The 16,911-nt window shown below is 70.0% G+C and carries 15 protein-coding genes; 2 read left to right on the forward strand and 13 right to left on the reverse strand.

Going from position 1 to position 16,911, the window contains the following annotated elements:
- Genes nuoL through ACFW01_RS01435 form a run of 12 tightly spaced genes read right to left on the reverse strand, consistent with a single transcriptional unit; the run spans position 1 to position 12,853 of the window.
- Positions 1-1,965: an NADH-quinone oxidoreductase subunit L gene (nuoL, locus tag ACFW01_RS01380; protein ID WP_234958029.1), complete on the reverse strand. Its 1,965-nt coding sequence runs from the start codon at positions 1,963-1,965 to the stop codon at positions 1-3.
- Between the two features lie 14 nt (positions 1,966-1,979).
- Entirely contained in the window at positions 1,980-2,279 is a 300-nt protein-coding gene (gene nuoK, locus ACFW01_RS01385) for an NADH-quinone oxidoreductase subunit NuoK (protein ID WP_003974374.1), read from the reverse strand.
- Positions 2,276-3,133, reverse strand: a complete 858-nt coding sequence (locus tag ACFW01_RS01390; RefSeq protein ID WP_234958030.1) for an NADH-quinone oxidoreductase subunit J — start codon at positions 3,131-3,133, stop codon at positions 2,276-2,278. The genes nuoK and ACFW01_RS01390 overlap by 4 nt, the downstream gene beginning before the upstream one ends.
- Complete coding sequence (nuoI, locus tag ACFW01_RS01395; RefSeq protein ID WP_384502050.1) at positions 3,130-3,771, reverse strand: NADH-quinone oxidoreductase subunit NuoI; 642 nt, start codon at positions 3,769-3,771, stop codon at positions 3,130-3,132. Before nuoI ends, ACFW01_RS01390 begins: the two co-directional genes overlap by 4 nt.
- On the reverse strand, positions 3,764-5,140 hold the full coding sequence (gene nuoH / locus ACFW01_RS01400) for an NADH-quinone oxidoreductase subunit NuoH (protein ID WP_384502052.1): 1,377 nt from the start codon (positions 5,138-5,140) through the stop codon (positions 3,764-3,766). Before nuoH ends, nuoI begins: the two co-directional genes overlap by 8 nt.
- Positions 5,137-7,641 carry an NADH-quinone oxidoreductase subunit G gene (locus tag ACFW01_RS01405; protein ID WP_384502054.1) on the reverse strand — a complete coding sequence of 835 codons (2,505 nt, stop codon included), beginning with the start codon at positions 7,639-7,641 and terminating at the stop codon, positions 5,137-5,139. The genes nuoH and ACFW01_RS01405 overlap by 4 nt, the downstream gene beginning before the upstream one ends.
- The gene (nuoF, locus tag ACFW01_RS01410; RefSeq protein ID WP_206328600.1) at positions 7,638-8,990 is read right to left on the reverse strand and encodes an NADH-quinone oxidoreductase subunit NuoF; all 1,353 of its coding nucleotides are present in this window, start codon (positions 8,988-8,990) and stop codon (positions 7,638-7,640) included. The genes ACFW01_RS01405 and nuoF overlap by 4 nt, the downstream gene beginning before the upstream one ends.
- Positions 8,987-9,859: an NADH-quinone oxidoreductase subunit NuoE gene (gene nuoE, locus ACFW01_RS01415; protein ID WP_384502056.1), complete on the reverse strand. Its 873-nt coding sequence runs from the start codon at positions 9,857-9,859 to the stop codon at positions 8,987-8,989. Before nuoE ends, nuoF begins: the two co-directional genes overlap by 4 nt.
- Positions 9,856-11,178 (reverse strand): NADH-quinone oxidoreductase subunit D, encoded by a 1,323-nt coding sequence (locus ACFW01_RS01420; protein WP_122615670.1) that lies wholly within the window; start codon positions 11,176-11,178, stop codon positions 9,856-9,858. Before ACFW01_RS01420 ends, nuoE begins: the two co-directional genes overlap by 4 nt.
- On the reverse strand, positions 11,175-11,930 hold the full coding sequence (locus tag ACFW01_RS01425; RefSeq protein WP_234958035.1) for an NADH-quinone oxidoreductase subunit C: 756 nt from the start codon (positions 11,928-11,930) through the stop codon (positions 11,175-11,177). Before ACFW01_RS01425 ends, ACFW01_RS01420 begins: the two co-directional genes overlap by 4 nt.
- On the reverse strand, positions 11,927-12,481 hold the full coding sequence (locus ACFW01_RS01430; RefSeq protein WP_018528252.1) for an NADH-quinone oxidoreductase subunit B family protein: 555 nt from the start codon (positions 12,479-12,481) through the stop codon (positions 11,927-11,929). The genes ACFW01_RS01425 and ACFW01_RS01430 overlap by 4 nt, the downstream gene beginning before the upstream one ends.
- 12 nt (positions 12,482-12,493) lie before the next feature.
- Positions 12,494-12,853, reverse strand: coding sequence for an NADH-quinone oxidoreductase subunit A (locus ACFW01_RS01435; RefSeq protein WP_003974383.1), 360 nt, complete (start codon positions 12,851-12,853; stop codon positions 12,494-12,496).
- A 744-nt stretch (positions 12,854-13,597) separates the two neighbouring features.
- Between ACFW01_RS01435 and ACFW01_RS01440 the strand changes: the two genes are divergently transcribed.
- The gene (locus ACFW01_RS01440; RefSeq protein WP_234958036.1) at positions 13,598-14,425 is read left to right on the forward strand and encodes a C40 family peptidase; all 828 of its coding nucleotides are present in this window, start codon (positions 13,598-13,600) and stop codon (positions 14,423-14,425) included.
- A 471-nt stretch (positions 14,426-14,896) separates the two neighbouring features.
- Positions 14,897-15,535 (forward strand): peptide deformylase, encoded by a 639-nt coding sequence (def, locus tag ACFW01_RS01445; protein ID WP_384502060.1) that lies wholly within the window; start codon positions 14,897-14,899, stop codon positions 15,533-15,535.
- Here the strand turns inward: def and ACFW01_RS01450 are convergent, their stop codons facing one another.
- Positions 15,536-16,870 carry a geranylgeranyl reductase family protein gene (locus tag ACFW01_RS01450; RefSeq protein WP_234958038.1) on the reverse strand — a complete coding sequence of 445 codons (1,335 nt, stop codon included), beginning with the start codon at positions 16,868-16,870 and terminating at the stop codon, positions 15,536-15,538. It lies immediately after the preceding gene.
- Positions 16,871-16,911 lie beyond the last annotated feature (41 nt).

Consider the following 16,911-nt stretch of genomic DNA (forward strand, 5'->3'; position numbering starts at 1 on the left):
TCAGACCGCCCTCATCAGCAGGGTCGCGGCGACGAGGACCGCCGCACCGCCGAACATCGAGACCGCGTAACTGCGCGCGAACCCGTTCTGCAGCTTGCGCATCCGCCCGGACAGGCCGCCGACCGAGGCCGCCGTGCCGTTGACGACCCCGTCGACCAGGGTGTGGTCGACGTAGACCAGGGAGCGCGTGAGGTGCTCGCCGCCGCGGACCAGGACGACGTGGTTGAAGTCGTCCTGGAGCAGGTCGCGCCGGGCGGCCCGGGTGAGCAGCGACCCGCGCGGGGCGACGGCCGGGACCGGACGGCGCCCGTACTGCGCCCAGGCGACGGCGACGCCGATCACCATCACGGCCACCGTGGAGACGGTGACCGTCAGGGCGCTGATCGGCGCGTGTCCGTGGTCGTGCCCGGTGATGGGCTCCAGCCAGTGCACGAACCGGTCGCCGATGCTGAAGAACGCGCCGCCGAACACCGAGCCGACGGCCAGCACGATCATCGGGATCGTCATGAGCTTCGGCGACTCGTGCGGGTGCGGAGGTTCGTACGCGCCGCGGGTCTCGGCGGCCGGCTCCACGTCGGGGGCGGCGGGCGACGGCGTCGGCGCCTTGCGCCAGCGCTCCTCGCCGAAGAACGTCATGAGCATCACGCGCGTCATGTAGTAGGCCGTGATGGCCGCGCCCAGCAGGGCCACGCCGCCGAGGATCCAGCCCTCGGTGCCGCCCTTGGCGAACGCCGACTCGATGATCTTGTCCTTGGAGAAGAAGCCGGACAGCCCCGGGAAGCCGATGATCGCGAGATAGCCGAGGCCGAAGGTGACGAAGGTGACCGGCATGTACTTGCGCAGTCCGCCGTAGCGGCGCATGTCGACCTCGTCGTTCATGCCGTGCATGACGGAACCCGCGCCGAGGAACAGCCCGGCCTTGAAGAAGCCGTGCGTCACCAGGTGCATGATCGCGAAGACGTAGCCGATGGGGCCGAGTCCGGCGGCCAGCACCATGTAGCCGATCTGCGACATGGTCGAACCGGCCAGCGCCTTCTTGATGTCGTCCTTGGCACAACCGACGATCGCACCGAAGAGCAGCGTGACCGCGCCCACGATGGCGACCACCAGCTGGGCGTCGGGCGCGCCGTTGAAGATCGCGCCGGAGCGGACGATCAGGTAGACGCCCGCGGTCACCATGGTCGCGGCGTGGATGAGGGCCGAGACCGGGGTCGGGCCCTCCATCGCGTCCCCGAGCCAGGACTGGAGCGGCACCTGGGCGGACTTGCCGCAGGCCGCGAGCAGCAGCATCAGGGCGATGGCGGTGAGCTTGCCCTCGCCGGCCGAGCCCGCGAGCCCGGCCTCGCCCTCGCCGCCGAGCACCGGCCCGAAGGCGAAGGTGCCGAACCACAGGAACATCAGCATGATCGCGATGGACAGGCCCATGTCGCCGACGCGGTTGACCAGGAAGGCCTTCTTCGCGGCGGTGGCGGCGCTGGGCTTGTGCTGCCAGAAGCCGATCAGCAGGTAGGAGGCGAGACCGACGCCCTCCCAGCCGACGTACAGCAGCAGGTAGTTGTCGGCGAGGACCAGCAGCAGCATCGCCGCGAGGAACAGGTTGAGGTAGCCGAAGAAGCGGCGGCGGCGCTCGTCGTGCTCCATGTAGGAGACGGAGTACAGGTGGATCAGTGAGCCGACGCCGGTGATCAGCAGGACGAACGTCATCGACAGCTGGTCGAGCCGGAAGGCGACGTCGGCCTGGAAGCCCTCCACGGGGATCCAGCTGAACAGGTGCTGCGTCAGGGTGCGGTCCTCGGCGCCGCTGCCGAGCATGTCGGCGAAGAGGACGACGCCGATCACGAACGACGCGGCCGCCAGCAGCGTGCCGATCCAGTGGCCGACGGCGTCGAGCCGGCGTCCGCCGCACAGCAGAACCGCAGCTCCGAGCAAGGGCGCCGCGACAAGCAGCGCAATCAGATTCTCCACGATTCAGCGACCCCTCACAGCTTCATCAGGCTGGCGTCGTCGACCGAGGCCGAGTGGCGGGAACGGAACAGGGACACGATGATCGCGAGCCCGACCACGACCTCCGCGGCGGCGACGACCATCGTGAAGAAGGCGATGATCTGGCCGTCGAGGTTGCCGTGCATGCGGGAGAAGGCGACGAACGCGAGGTTGCAGGCGTTGAGCATCAGCTCGATGCACATGAAGACCACGATCGCGTTGCGCCGGATCAGTACGCCGGTGGCACCGATCGTGAACAACAGGGCCGCGAGGTAGAGGTAGTTGACGGGGTTCACTTCGACGCCTCCTCGGACCGCCTGGAGTTGTCCGGACCGGCCGCGCCACGCTCCAGGCGCTCCTCGGCCCGTTGCTCCAGGGCCTTCAGGTCGCCCAGTGCCTGGGTCGACACGTCGCGGATCTGGCCCCGCTCGCGCAGCGTCTTGCTGACGGTCAGCTCGGACGGGGTGCCGTCGGGCAGCAGGCCCGCGATGTCGACCGCGTTGTGCCGGGCGTACACGCCGGGTGCCGGGAGCGGTGGCAGGTGCTTGCCCTCGCGGACGCGGCGCTCGGCCAGTTCGCGCTGGGTCGCCGCGCGTTCGGTGCGCTCGCGGTGGGTGAGCACCATGGCGCCGACGGCGGCCGTGATGAGCAGCGCGCCGGTGATCTCGAAGGCGAAGACGTACTTGGTGAAGATGAGGGAGGCGATGCCCTCCACGTTCCCGTTCGCGTTCGCCTGGGCGAGGCCGGTGAACTCCGAGACGGAGGCGTTGCCGATGCCGGCGACCAGCAGGATGCCGAAGCCGAGCCCGGACACCAGGGCCAGCCAGCGCTGGCCCTTGATGGTCTCCTTCAGGGAGTCCGCAGCGGTGACGCCGACGAGCATCACCACGAACAGGAACAGCATCATGACCGCGCCGGTGTAGACGACGATCTGCACGATGCCGAGGAAGTAGGCGCCGTTGGCGAGGTAGAACACCGCCAGGACGATCATGGTCCCGGCGAGGCAGAGCGCGCTGTGCACGGCCTTCCGCATGAAGACGGTGCACAGGGCGCCGATCACCGCGACCGTGCCGAGGATCCAGAACTGGACGGCCTCTCCGGTGGAGGTGCCGGCGGAGAGGGTCGCCGCGGCGGCGAGCTGCGCGCTCATCGGCGGATCACCTTCTCCGACGCCGGTTCGGTCCCGCCGAAGGTCGAGTCGCCCTCCTGGACGACCTCGCCCTTGGAGTGCGCGACCTGCTGCTCGGTGCCGGGGGCCGCCTCGGTCACCAGGCCCCGGTAGTAGTCCTGCTCGTCCGTGCCCGGGTAGATGGCGTGGGGCGAGTCGACCATGCCCTCCTCCAGGCCGGCCAGCAGCTGGTCCTTGGTGAAGATGAGGTCGGCGCGAGTGGAGTCGGCCAGTTCGAACTCGTTGGTCATCGTCAGCGCGCGTGTGGGGCACGCCTCGATGCACAGGCCGCACAGGATGCAGCGGGCGTAGTTGATCTGGTAGACGCGGCCGTACCGCTCGCCCGGCGAGTAGCGCTCCTCGTCGGTGTTGTCCGCGCCCTCCACATAGATGGCGTCCGCGGGGCAGGCCCAGGCGCACAGTTCGCACCCGACGCACTTCTCCAGGCCGTCCGGATGGCGGTTGAGCTGGTGCCTTCCGTGGAAGCGCGGAGCGGTGGTCTTCTGCTGCTCCGGGTACTGCTCGGTCAGCCGCTTCTTGAACATGGCCTTGAAGGTCACGCCGAAGCCGGCCACGGGGTTCTGGAAACCGGGGTTGGTCTCCTTGGGTTCCTCAGCCATCGGACGCCTCCTTTCCATCCGTAGATCCGCCCACAGGTCCGTCACTCTGAGTATCGGGCCCGCCACTGACAATCAGCTCCCGCTCCCGGCGCGGGCGGCGCCGTGGCACCGGCGGCAACTCCTGTCCGGGCATCGGCGGTACGGGGAATCCGCCGGCCATCGGGTCGAAGGCGACGGGCTCCTCGGCGGGCTCCTCGGCCCGCTTGCCCTTGTCGCGGAAGATGTCCGCGGCGAAGGAGAGCAGCAGCAGGGCCAGGACGCCGCCGCCGATGTAGAGGGCGATGTCGGTGAAGTCGTAGCCCTCGTTCCGGAACGCGCGCACCGTGGCGATCAGCATCAGCCAGACCAGGGAGACCGGGATGAGGACCTTCCAGCCGAGCTTCATCAACTGGTCGTAGCGGACGCGTGGGAGCGTGCCGCGCAGCCAGATGAAGAAGAACAGCGACAGCTGGACCTTGACGACGAACCAGAGCAGCGGCCACCAGCCGTGGTTGGCGCCCTCCCAGAAGGTGCTGATCGGCCACGGGGCCCGCCAGCCGCCCAGGAACAGCGTGGTGGCGACCGCCGAGACGGTCACCATGTTCACGTACTCGGCGAGCATGAACATCGCGAACTTGATCGAGGAGTACTCGGTGTTGAAGCCGCCCACCAGGTCGCCCTCGGACTCCGGCATGTCGAAGGGGGCGCGGTTGGTCTCGCCGATCATCGTGACGACGTAGAGGATGAAGGAGACCGGCAGCAGCACGATGTACCAGCGGTCGCCCTGCTGCGCGACGATCTCCGACGTGGACATCGACCCGGAGTAGAGGAAGACCGAGGCGAACGCGGCGCCCATCGCGATCTCGTAGGAGATCATCTGCGCGCAGGATCGCAGCCCGCCGAGGAGCGGGTACGTCGATCCCGAACTCCAGCCCGCCAGCACGATGCCGTAGATGCCGACCGAGGCGACCGCCAGGATGAACAGCATGGCGATCGGCAGGTCGGTGAGCTGCATCGCGGTGCGGTGACCGAAGATCGAGACCTCGTTGCCGGCCGGGCCGAAGGGGATCACGGCGATCGCCATGAAGGCCGGGATGGCCGCGACGATCGGTGCGAGGACGTACACCGCCTTGTCGGCGCGCTTGACGACCAGGTCTTCCTTGAGCATCAGCTTGATGCCGTCGGCGAGCGACTGGAGCATGCCCCAGGGGCCGTGCCGGTTCGGTCCGATGCGCAGCTGCATCCAGGCGACGACCTTGCGCTCCCACACGATCGAGAACAGCACGGTCACCATCAGGAAGGCGAAGCAGAACACCGCCTTGACGACGACCAGCCACCAGGGGTCGGTGCCGAACATCGAGAGGTCTTCAGCGGCGAGGTACGGGCTCATGCCTCCACCTCCTTGGGGGCCTCGCCGGCGGACGTCGCCGGACCGATGCGGACGAGGGACCCGGGCAGCACCCCGGCGTCGGAGGCGACGCCCGTGCCGGCCGAGTTCAGCGGGAGCCAGACCACCCGGTCGGGCATCTCGGTGACCTGCAGCGGGAGGGCGACGGCCCCGGCGGGCCCGGTCACGGCCAGCAGGTCGCCGTCCTTGACGCCGGCCTCCGCGGCCGTGGCGGCCGACACGCGCGCGTGCGCGGCGTGCCGGGTGCCGGCCAGCGCCTCGTCGCCCACCTGGAGCAGGCCCTGGTCGAGCAGCAGCCGGTGCCCGGCCAGGACGGCCTCACCGGGGGCCGGGCGCGGCAGCGCGCTCGCGGTCTGCAGCGGCTCGCCGGCCCGCGGCCCGTCCCAGGCGCCGAGCCGGTCGATCTCCGCGCGTGTGGTGCGCAGGTCCGGCAGGCCGAGGTGGACGTCCATGGCGTCGGCCAGCATCTGCAGGACGCGGCCGTCGGTGGGCGCGAGGCGGCGGGTCATCTGGTCGGGCTTGAGCGCGGCCTCGAAGAAGCGCGCCCGGCCCTCCCAGTTGAGGAACGTTCCCGGCTTCTCGGCGACCGCGGCGACGGGCAGGACCACGTCGGCGCGTTCGGTGACCTCGCTGGGCCGCAGCTCCAGCGACACCACGAAACCGGCCTCGTCGAGCGCCGCACGCGCGCGTGCCGGGTCGGGCAGGTCGGCGACCTCCACGCCCGCCACCAGCAGCGCCTGGAGTTCGCCCCGGGCCGCGGCCTCGACGATCTCGCCGGTGTCCCGGCCGTGGCGGTGCGGGAGGTCGGCCAGGCCCCAGACGGCGGCGACCTCCTCACGCGCGCGCGGGTCGGTCGCCGGGCGCCCGCCCGGCAGCAGCGACGGCAGCGCGCCCGCCTCGATCGCGCCGCGCTCCCCGGCCCGGCGCGGGATCCACACCAGCCGGGCGCCGGTCGCGGCGGCCGTCCGTACGGCGGAGGTCAGCCCCCCGGCCACGGAGGCCAGCCGCTCGCCGACGACGATCACGGAGCCCTCGGCGCGCAGCGCCTCGGAGGCCTGGCTGCCGCCGTCCTCGAGGCCGACGCCGCTCGCGAGGGCGTCCAGCCACTCGGTCTCGGTGCCGGGAGCGGCGGGCAGCAGTGTGCCGCCGGCCTTCTCCAGGCCCCGGGTGGCGTGCGTGGCCAGCGAGAAGACCTTCTGTCCGTGCCCCCGCCAGGCCTTCCGCAGCCGCAGGAAGACGCCGGGCGCCTCTTCCTCGGCCTCGAACCCGACCAGCAGGACGGCGGGCGCCTTCTCCAGAGCGGTGTAGGTGACGCCGGTGCCGTCCAGGTCGCGGCCGCGTCCGGCGATCCGGGCGGCCAGGAAGTCGGCCTCCTCGGCGCTGTGCACGCGCGCGCGGAAGTCGATGTCGTTGGTGTCGAGTGCCACGCGCGCGAACTTGCTGTACGTGTACGCGTCCTCGACGGTGAGCCGGCCGCCGGTGAGCACACCGGTGCGGCCCCTGGAGGCGAGCAGCCCCTGCGCGGCGATCTGCAGGGCCTCCGGCCACGAGGCCGGCTCCAGGTCGCCCTCCGCGTTGCGCACCAGGGGCGTGGTCAGCCGGTCCCGCTGCTGCGCGTACCGGAACCCGAAGCGCCCCTTGTCGCAGATCCACTCCTCGTTGACCTCGGGCTCGTTGGCCGCGAGGCGCCGCATGACCTTGCCGCGCCGGTGATCGGTGCGGGTCGCGCAGCCGCCGGAGCAGTGCTCGCAGACCGACGGCGAGGAGATCAGGTCGAAGGGGCGGGAGCGGAACCGATAGGCCGCCGAGGTGAGCGCGCCGACCGGGCAGATCTGGATGGTGTTGCCGGAGAAGTACGACTCGAAGGGGTCGCCCTCGCCGGTGCCGACCTGCTGGAGCGCGCCCCGCTCGATCAGCTCGATCATCGGGTCGCCCGCGATCTGGTTGGAGAACCGGGTGCAGCGGGCGCAGAGCACGCAGCGCTCCCGGTCGAGCAGCACCTGCGTGGAGATGGGCACGGGCTTCTCGTACGTCCGCTTCTTGCCCTCGAAGCGGGACTCGGACTGGCCGTGCGACATCGCCTGGTTCTGCAGCGGGCACTCGCCGCCCTTGTCGCAGACCGGGCAGTCCAGCGGGTGGTTGATGAGCAGCAGCTCCATCACCCCGTGCTGGGCCTTCTCGGCGACGGGCGAGGTGAGCTGCGTCTTGACCACCATGCCGTCGGTGCAGGTGATGGTGCAGGACGCCATGGGCTTGCGCTGGCCCTCGACCTCGACGATGCACTGCCGGCAGGCGCCGGCCGGGTCGAGGAGGGGGTGGTCGCAGAAACGCGGGATCTCGATGCCGAGCTGTTCGGCGGCCCGGATGACCAGGGTGCCCTTGGGCACGCTGATCTCGGCGCCGTCGATCGTGAGCGACACGAGGTCCTCGGGCGGGACGGCGGCCTCTCCTCCGCCGGAGGGAGCGCTGGTGGTCACAGTCATGCGTTCACCTCCGTACGGTGGTCGGCCCAGGCCGTGGACTTGGCCGGGTCGAAGGGGCAGCCGCGGCCCGTGATGTGCTGCTCGTACTCCTCGCGGAAGTACTTGAGCGAGGAGAAGATCGGCGAGGCGGCGCCGTCGCCGAGGGCGCAGAACGACTTGCCGTTGATGTTGTCGGCGATGTCGTTCAGCTTGTCGAGGTCGGACATCACGCCCTTGCCGGCCTCGATGTCGCGCAGCAACTGCACGAGCCAGTACGTGCCCTCACGGCAGGGGGTGCACTTGCCGCAGGACTCGTGGGCGTAGAACTCGGTCCAGCGGGTGACGGCGCGCACGACACAGGTCGTCTCGTCGAAGCACTGGAGCGCCTTGGTGCCGAGCATGGAACCCGCGGCGCCCACTCCCTCGTAGTCGAGGGGGACGTCGAGGTGCTCGTCGGTGAACATCGGCGTCGAGGAGCCGCCCGGTGTCCAGAACTTCAGCCGGTGGCCGGGCCGCATGCCGCCGCTCATGTCGAGGAGCTGGCGCAGTGTGATGCCGAGCGGGGCCTCGTACTGGCCGGGGCCCGCCACGTGGCCGCTGAGCGAGTACAGCGTGAAGCCCGGGGACTTCTCGCTGCCCATCGACCTGAACCATTCCTTGCCCTTGTTGAGGATGGCGGGAACGGAAGCGATCGACTCGACGTTGTTCACCACAGTCGGGCACGCGTAGAGGCCCGCGACGGCAGGGAAGGGGGGACGGAGCCGCGGTTGACCCCGGCGGCCTTCGAGCGAGTCGAGCAGTGCGGTCTCCTCACCGCAGATGTACGCGCCCGCGCCCGCGTGCACGGTGATGTCGAGGTCGAGTCCGCTGCCCAGGATGTTCTCGCCGAGGAAACCGGCCGCGTAGGCCTCGCGCACGGCCTCGTGCAACCGCCGCAGTACCGGAACGACTTCGCCACGCAGATAGATGAAGGCGTGCGACGACCTGATGGCGTAACACGCGATGATCATGCCCTCGATGAGGCTGTGCGGGTTCGCGAAGAGGAGCGGGATGTCCTTGCAGGTCCCCGGCTCCGATTCGTCGGCGTTGACAACAAGATAGTGAGGCTTGCCGTCACCCTGCGGAATGAACTGCCACTTCATCCCCGTCGGGAAACCGGCGCCGCCGCGTCCACGCAGACCGGACTCCTTGACGTACGCGATCAGGTCGTCCGGCGCCATCGCCAGGGCCTTGCGGAGCCCCTCGTACCCTTCGTGCCTCCGGTAGACGTCCAGAGTCCAGGACTCGTCCTCGTCCCAGAAGGCCGACAGCACGGGTGCGAGCAGCTTCTCCGGGCTGCTGCCCTTGATCTCGGCGGCCACGGTCATCACTCACCCTCCTCGGCGGTAGGCCCTGCCGGGTTGGCCGGGTCGGACGCCGACGTGTCCTGCGGCGCGTCGTGCGAGCTGAGGTGTTCCGTCGGTGACGGCTCGTGCACGTCCCGGTCCGGCGCGGCGTCGTGCGGCCCGCCGTCCCGCGGGTGCACCACGCGCGCGGCGGACGTCTCGCCCTTGGCCAGCTTCAGACCGGCCAGGGAGGCGGGGCCCGCGCTGCCGCCGGCCGCGACGGCGCCGTCCCGCTCGTCGGGGAAGCCCGCCAGGACCCGGGCGGTCTCCTTGAAGGTGCACAGCGGCGCGCCGCGCGTGGGCGTCACCTGCCGTCCCGCGCGCAGGTCGTCGACGAGGGCACGGGCGCTCGCCGGGGTCTGGTCGTCGAAGAACTCCCAGTTGACCATCACGACCGGCGCGAAGTCGCAGGCCGCGTTGCACTCGATGTGCTCCAGGGTGACCTTGCCGTCCTCGGTGGTCTCGCCGTTGCCGACGCCCAGGTACTCCTGGAGGGACTCGAAGATGGCGTCGCCGCCCATGACCGCGCACAGCGTGTTGGTGCAGACGCCGACCTGGTAGTCGCCGCTCGGCCGGCGCCGGTACATGGAGTAGAAGGTGGCGACCGCGGTGACCTCGGCGGTGGTGAGGCCCAGCACGTCCGCGCAGAACCGCATCCCGGTGCGCGTGACGTACCCCTCCTCCGCCTGCACCAGGTGCAGCAGCGGCAGGAGGGCGGACCGGGAGTCCGGGTAGCGCGCGACGACCTCGCGCGCGTCGGTCTCCAGCCGGGCCCGGACGTCGTCCGGGTAGGCGGGCGCGGGCAGCTCCGGCATGCCCAGGCTGACGCCCCGCTCCGAAGAAGAGGTGGTCACCGGTCGACGCCTCCCATCACGGGGTCGATGGAGGCCACCGCGACGATGACGTCGGCGACCTGGCCGCCCTCGCACATCGCCGCCATGGCCTGAAGGTTGGTGAAGGACGGGTCGCGGAAGTGGACCCGGAAGGGGCGGGTGCCGCCGTCGGAGACGACGTGCACCCCCAGCTCGCCCTTGGGCGACTCGACCGCCGCGTACGCCTGTCCCGGCGGCACCCGGAAGCCCTCGGTGACCAGCTTGAAGTGGTGGATCAGGGCCTCCATGGAGGTCCCCATGATCTTCTTGATGTGGTCGAGGGAGTTGCCGAGTCCGTCCGGTCCCAGGGCGAGCTGGGCGGGCCAGGCGATCTTCTTGTCGGCGACCATGACCGGCCCGGGCTCCAGCCGGTCCAGGCACTGCTCGACGATCCTGAGCGACTGGCGCATCTCCTCCAGCCGGATCAGGAAGCGGCCGTAGGAGTCGCAGGTGTCGGCGGTCGGGACGTCGAAGTCGTACGTCTCGTAGCCGCAGTAGGGCTGGCTCTTGCGCAGGTCGTGCGGCAGGCCGGTGGACCTGAGCACCGGGCCGGTGGCCCCGAGGGCCATGCAGCCGGCCAGGTCGAGGTAGCCGACGTCCTGCATGCGGCCCTTGAAGATGGGGTTCCCGGTGGCGAGCTTGTCGTACTCCGGGAGGTTCTTCTTCATCTTCTTCACCAGCTCGCGCATCTGGTCCACCGCGCCGGGCGGCAGGTCCTGCGCGAGCCCGCCGGGGCGGATGTACGCGTGGTTCATCCTCAGGCCGGTGATCAGCTCGAAGACGTCGAGAACCAGTTCACGATCGCGGAAGCCGTAGATCATGATCGTGGTGGCGCCCAGCTCCATGCCGCCGGTGGCGATGCACACCAGGTGCGAGGAGAGCCGGTTCAGCTCCATCAGCAGGACGCGGATGATCGTGGCCCGGTCCGGGATCTGGTCCTCGATGCCGAGGAGCTTCTCGACGCCCAGGCAGTACGCCGTCTCGTTGAAGAACGGCGTCAGGTAGTCCATGCGCGTCACGAAGGTGGTGCCCTGCGTCCAGGTCCGGTACTCGAGGTTCTTCTCGATGCCGGTGTGCAGGTAGCCGATGCCGCAGCGGGCCTCGCTGACCGTCTCGCCGTCGATCTCCAGGATCAGGCGGAGCACGCCGTGCGTGGACGGGTGCTGCGGACCCATGTTGACGACGATGCGCTCGTCGTCGGCGCGGGCGGCGGACTGGACGACCTCGTCCCAGTCACCGCCGGTGACCGTGTAGACGGTGCCCTCGGTGGTCTCCCTGGGGGAGGCGTGTGAAGTGCTCACGAGTACGACCTCCGCTGGTCCGGAGCCGGGATCTGGGCGCCCTTGTACTCGACGGGGATGCCGCCGAGGGGATAGTCCTTGCGCTGCGGAAAGCCCTGCCAGTCGTCCGGCATCATGATCCGCGTCAGGGCGGGGTGATCGTCGAAGACGATGCCGAAGAAGTCGTAGGTCTCCCGCTCGTGCCAGTCGTTCGTCGGATAGACGGCGACCAGCGACGGAAGGTGCGGGTCGGCGTCGGGTGCGCTGACTTCGAGGCGGATCAGCCGGTTGTGGGTGATCGAGCGCAGGTGGTAGACGGCGTGCAGCTCGCGGCCCTTGTCGTGCGGGTAGTGCACGCCGCTGACGCCGGTGCACAGCTCGAAGCGCAGGGCCGGGTCGTCGCGCAGGGTGCGGGCGACGCGGACCAGGTGCTCGCGCTCGATGTGGAAGGTCAGCTCGTCGCGGTCGACGACCGTCTTCTCGATGGCGTTGTCGGGCAGGAGTCCCTGCTCCTCCAGCGCGCCCTCGAGTTCGTCGGCGACCTCGTCGAACCAGCCGCCGTAGGGCCTGCTCGCCGGTCCGGGGAGGCGGACGGAGCGGACCAGGCCGCCGTAGCCGGAGGTGTCGCCGCCGTTGTTGGCGCCGAACATGCCGCGCTGGACGCGGATCTCCTCGCCGCCCTGGCCGCGCTGGCCCGGCAGGTTCTCCGCGGAGAGGTCCTTCTCGGGGTTCACCCCGTTCGCGTCACCCGGGGTGTTGTTGGCGTCGCTCACCGCAGCAGCCCCTTCATCTCGATCGTGGGCAGGGCCTTGAGCGCCGCTTCCTCCGCCTCGCGGGCCGCTTCCTCCGCGTTGACCCCGAGCTTGGAGCTCTGGATCTTCTGGTGGAGCTTGAGGATGGCGTCCATCAGCATCTCGGGCCGCGGCGGGCAGCCGGGGAGATAGATGTCGACCGGGACGATGTGGTCGACGCCCTGGACGATGGCGTAGTTGTTGAACATGCCGCCCGAGGAGGCGCAGACCCCCATGGAGATCACCCATTTCGGGTTCGGCATCTGGTCGTAGACCTGCCGCAGCACCGGCGCCATCTTCTGGCTGACCCGGCCCGCGACGATCATCAGGTCCGCCTGCCGCGGCGAGCCTCGGAAGACCTCCATGCCGAAGCGCGCCAGGTCGTAGCGGCCGGCGCCGGTGGTCATCATCTCGATGGCACAGCAGGCGAGGCCGAACGTGGCGGGGAAGACGGACGACTTGCGCACCCAGCCCGCGGCCTGCTCGACGGTGGTCAGCAGGAAGCCGCTCGGCAGTTTTTCTTCGAGTCCCATGTCAAAGGCCCCTCAGTCCCATTCCAGGCCGCCGCGCCGCCATACGTACGCGTACGCGACGAAGACGGTGAGCACGAAGAGCAGCATCTCCACGAGCCCGAAAATCCCCAGGGCGTCGAAGGTGACGGCCCAGGGGTAGAGGAAGACGATCTCGATATCGAAGATGATGAAGAGCATCGCCGTCAGGTAGTACTTGATGGGGAAGCGCCCGCCGCCGGCCGGCGTGGGGGTCGGCTCGATGCCGCACTCGTAGGCCTCGAGCTTCGCCCGGTTGTACCGCTTCGGACCGATCAGCGTGGCCATGACCACGGAGAAGATCGCAAAGCCTGCCCCGAGGGCTCCCAGTACGAGGATGGGCGCATACGCGTTCACCGCTCCTCGCTCCTCTCAGTCGGCACTGACTGCTGGCGGTTGCACTGGACTCACAGCCGCCCCAACAGCCCCACGAGCCCCGCTCGTCCCGGCGAAGATCGCGAACATGTGAAGCAGGTCACAAGCCCAACTGCCTCGCATCCTATGCCCGCCGCTCTGTGATCTGCGACACGGGGTATTCCACAAGCTTTGTGATCTCCACCACCTGACGAACGATCATGAAGTCGGATGAGCGGTGATCTTCACACAAGAAGCGTTCAGCTGATCACCAGAGGTGACATTTTCGATCGTCGCCGCTGGCCAGAGTGGGTCACCGAGGAGCGTCTCAATATCAAGATGCTTCCCTTGCATGCAAATTGGCGCTGGGCGAAGTGGCTTGATAGAGGACGCGTTCACACGTCGGAGGGAGGGGCGGGGTGCGATGTGGACACGTGCACGCGTTCACGAGCTCCCGGGCGCGCCGAGACGCAGGCGCCGGGGTAACCGTTCCGTGACCTGTGCCACATCCATGAGAGGCCCATGAGAACCGGGCTTGGCCAACTGAACCAACCAGTGGTAGGTGCGGGGCAATTCGGGCGTAATGATCAAAGACCGTGATCACAGGCCTGATATGGACAGTCCGCAATGTCCGTTACGGCGTCAATAAAGAGCGACACGCCCGGCGTTCGGGGGCTCGATTGAACAACTGTGGCGCAGCCCACGTTTCTTGAAGGTATGGAGGAGCTACTGATACCGGTTGTCCCTATGTCCCACACCGCTCACATACGCAGCCACCGGAAGCCCCGCCGCAGCGCGTCGAAAATCGCGATGCGGGCCGGAGTTGCCGGTGGCGTCCTCAGCACCCTGGCAGTCGCCGGTGCATCGGGGTCGGCCAACGCGGCCGAACCGGTGACGCAGACCCTCGAACTGCCCACCCTGACGGCCGACCTGGCCGCTCAGGTCGCCCAGTCCGCCGACGTCACGCAGCAGGCGGCGTCGAGCTACGAGCTGCGTGCCGAGCGTGACGCGGCTGCCGCAAAGGCCGCCAAGCAGGCCAAGGCCGACCTCGCCGACGCCAAGAAGAAGGCCGCGGAGGCCAAGAAGAAGGCCGAGGAGGCCGAGCGCAAGGAGGCCGCCGAGCGCGCCGCCCGCAGCGCCGAGCGCACCACCCTCAGCGCCTCCGCCGACACCGGCACCTCCAGCAGCTCGGACAGCGGCACCAGCACGTCCACCGCCACCGGTTCGGCCGCCGCGGTCGTCGCCTTCGCCCAGGCGCAGGTCGGCAAGGCGTACGTCTCCGGTGCCACCGGCCCGTCCGCCTACGACTGCTCCGGTCTCGTGCAGGCCGCCTTCAAGCAGGTCGGCGTCAGCCTCCCCCGGGTCTCCCAGGACCAGTCGACCGCCGGCACCCAGGTCGGCCTCGGCAACCTCCAGCCGGGCGACATCCTGTACTGGGGTGGCGCGGGCAGCGCGTACCACGTGGGCATCTACGTCGGCGACGGCATGTTCGTCGGCGCGCAGAACTCCTCCACGGGCGTCGTCAAGCAGACGCTGGACTACGACCCGCCGAGCGGCGCGGTCCGCGTGCTGTAGCACTCGGACACATCCGTACGAAGGGCCGCAGCCGCTCGGGGGCCGCGGCCCTTCGCCACGTCCCGAGGTCCCTCACTCCCCCCACCGCCCGGCTTGGCGTCCCGTCGCCTTCCCGCGTCCCGTCGCCTTCCAGCGTCCCGCGTCCCGCGTGCCCCGGGTGCCCGGCGTTCCCCGCCCCTCTCGCCTCCTCCCGGGCCCCCACGTCACCGCCCTGCGTCCCGCCGCCCCGTGGCGCCTCACCGCCCCCTGGGCACCCCGTCGCCTTCCCCCGCCCCCGACGCCCCGACGGCCCACGCGCCCTCGGCCACTCACGCCCCCTCTGCCCGCGCACCCGCCCACCGGCGGTAGCCGCGGTAGCGCGCACCATCGACCCCCGCCCGGATCACGCGCGGCCCCGCCGCGCCTCCTGGCATGCTCTGGCGCGGGCCGGCGCTCCCGTCGGTCCGTTCACGAGCCGGAGGAGAGAGCGTCATGCCGAGTGTGTTCGTACAGGGGCGGCCCGCCGCCGCGTATCCGCCGCTCGCGCCCGAGGCCCGGCGCGGGTCGGTGCGGCGGGTGACCGAGGTCGGTGAGGAGGTGCTGCACAAGCCCTGCCGGGACGTCACCGAGTTCGGCCCCGACCTGGCCGCGCTCATCGACGACATGTTCCGCACGATGTACGTCGCCGAAGGGGCGGGGCTGGCGGCCAATCAGGTCGGGGTCGCGCTGCGGTTGTTCGTCTACGACTGCCCGGACGACGACGGTGACCGACATGTCGGACACATCGTGAACCCGGTCCTCGAGCCCCTGGACCCGGCCGCCCGGCGGCTGCTGGACGAGGGCGAGGGATGCCTGTCGGTGCCGGGCGCCGTCATGGCCGTACCGCGGCCCGACCGGGCCGTCGTGCGGGGCCTGGACAAGGACGGGGAACCGCTGCTCGTCGAGGGCACCGGCTACTTCGCGCGCTGCCTCGCCCACGAGACCGACCACGTGAACGGGCAGGTGTACCTGGACCGGCTCTCCGCGCGGGAGCGGAAGGCCGCGCTGCGGCAGTCGGCGGACCGGCGCGCGGAGGTCTTCGCGCGCCGGGACGTCAACGCCCGCGCCCTCGACGAGGGGCCCGAGGGCTGATCACGCCTTGGGCGCGACCTTGCTCAGTCCGTTGATGATGCGGTCCATCGCGTCGCCGCCCGTCGGGTCCGTCAGGTTGGCGAGCATCTTGAGGGTGAACTTCATCAGGACGGGGTGGGTGAGGCCGCGCTGGGCCGCGATCTGCATGACCTTCGGGTTGCCGATGAGCTTCACGAAGGCGCGGCCGAGCGTGTAATAGCCGCCGTAGGTGTCCTTCAGGACGCGCGGGTAGCGCTGGAGGGCGATCTCCCGCTGGGCCGGCGTGGCCCGCGCGTGCGCCTGGACGATGACGTCGGCGGCGATCTGGGCGGACTCCATGGCGTAGGCGATGCCCTCGCCGTTGAAGGGGTTCACCAGGCCGCCGGCGTCGCCGACCAGGAGCAGGCCCTTGGTGTAGTGGGGCTGGCGGTTGAAGGCCATGGGCAGGGCGGCGCCGCGGATCGGGCCGGTCATGTTGTCCGGGGTGTAGCCCCAGTCCTCGGGCATGGACGCGCACCAGGCCTTGAGGATCTCGCGCCAGTCGAGGTCCTTGAAGGAGGCGGAGGTGTTCAGCACGCCCAGGCCGACGTTGGAGGTGCCGTCGCCCATGCCGAAGATCCAGCCGTAGCCGGGCAGCAGGCGGTCCTGGGGGCCGCGGCGGTCCCACAGCTCCAGCCAGGACTCCAGGTAGTCGTCGTCGTGGCGGGGCGAGGTGAAGTACGTGCGGACGGCGACGCCCATCGGGCGGTCCTCGCGGCGGTGCAGGCCCATCGCCAGCGACAGCCGCGTCGAGTTGCCGTCGGCGGCCACGACCAGCGGCGCGTGGAAGGTGACCTCGCGCTTGTCCTCGCCCAGCTTGGCGTGGACGCCGGTGATGCGGCCGGTGCGGTCGTCGACCACGGGGGCGCCGACGTTGCAGCGCTCGTACAGCCGGGCACCGGCCTTCTGGGCCTGCCGGGCGAGCTGCTCGTCGAAGTCGTCGCGCTTGCGGACGAGTCCGTAGTCCGGGAAGGAGGCCAGATCCGGCCAGTCCAGCTGGAGGCGGGAGCCGCCGCCGATGATGCGCAGGCCCTTGTTGCGCAGCCAGCCGGCCTCCTCGGAGATGTCGATGCCCATGGCGACGAGCTGCTTGACCGCGCGCGGGGTCAGCCCGTCGCCGCAGACCTTCTCCCGGGGGAAGGCGGTCTTCTCCAGCAGGAGGACGTCGAGCCCAGCCTTGGCCAGGTGGTACGCGGTCGTGGAGCCGGCTGGCCCCGCGCCCACGACGATCACATCGGCGGTGTTTTCGGAGAGGGGCTCGGTCACGGCGGGATCTCCCCAGAGTTCGAAATCTGCGTGCCGACGGGCACTGGACATGGGCAGTCTATTCAGCGTCACCGATCACCCGGCTGAAGGGC

The organism is Streptomyces sp. NPDC058985 (assembly GCF_042740985.1).
GTDB lineage: Bacteria > Actinomycetota > Actinomycetes > Streptomycetales > Streptomycetaceae > Streptomyces.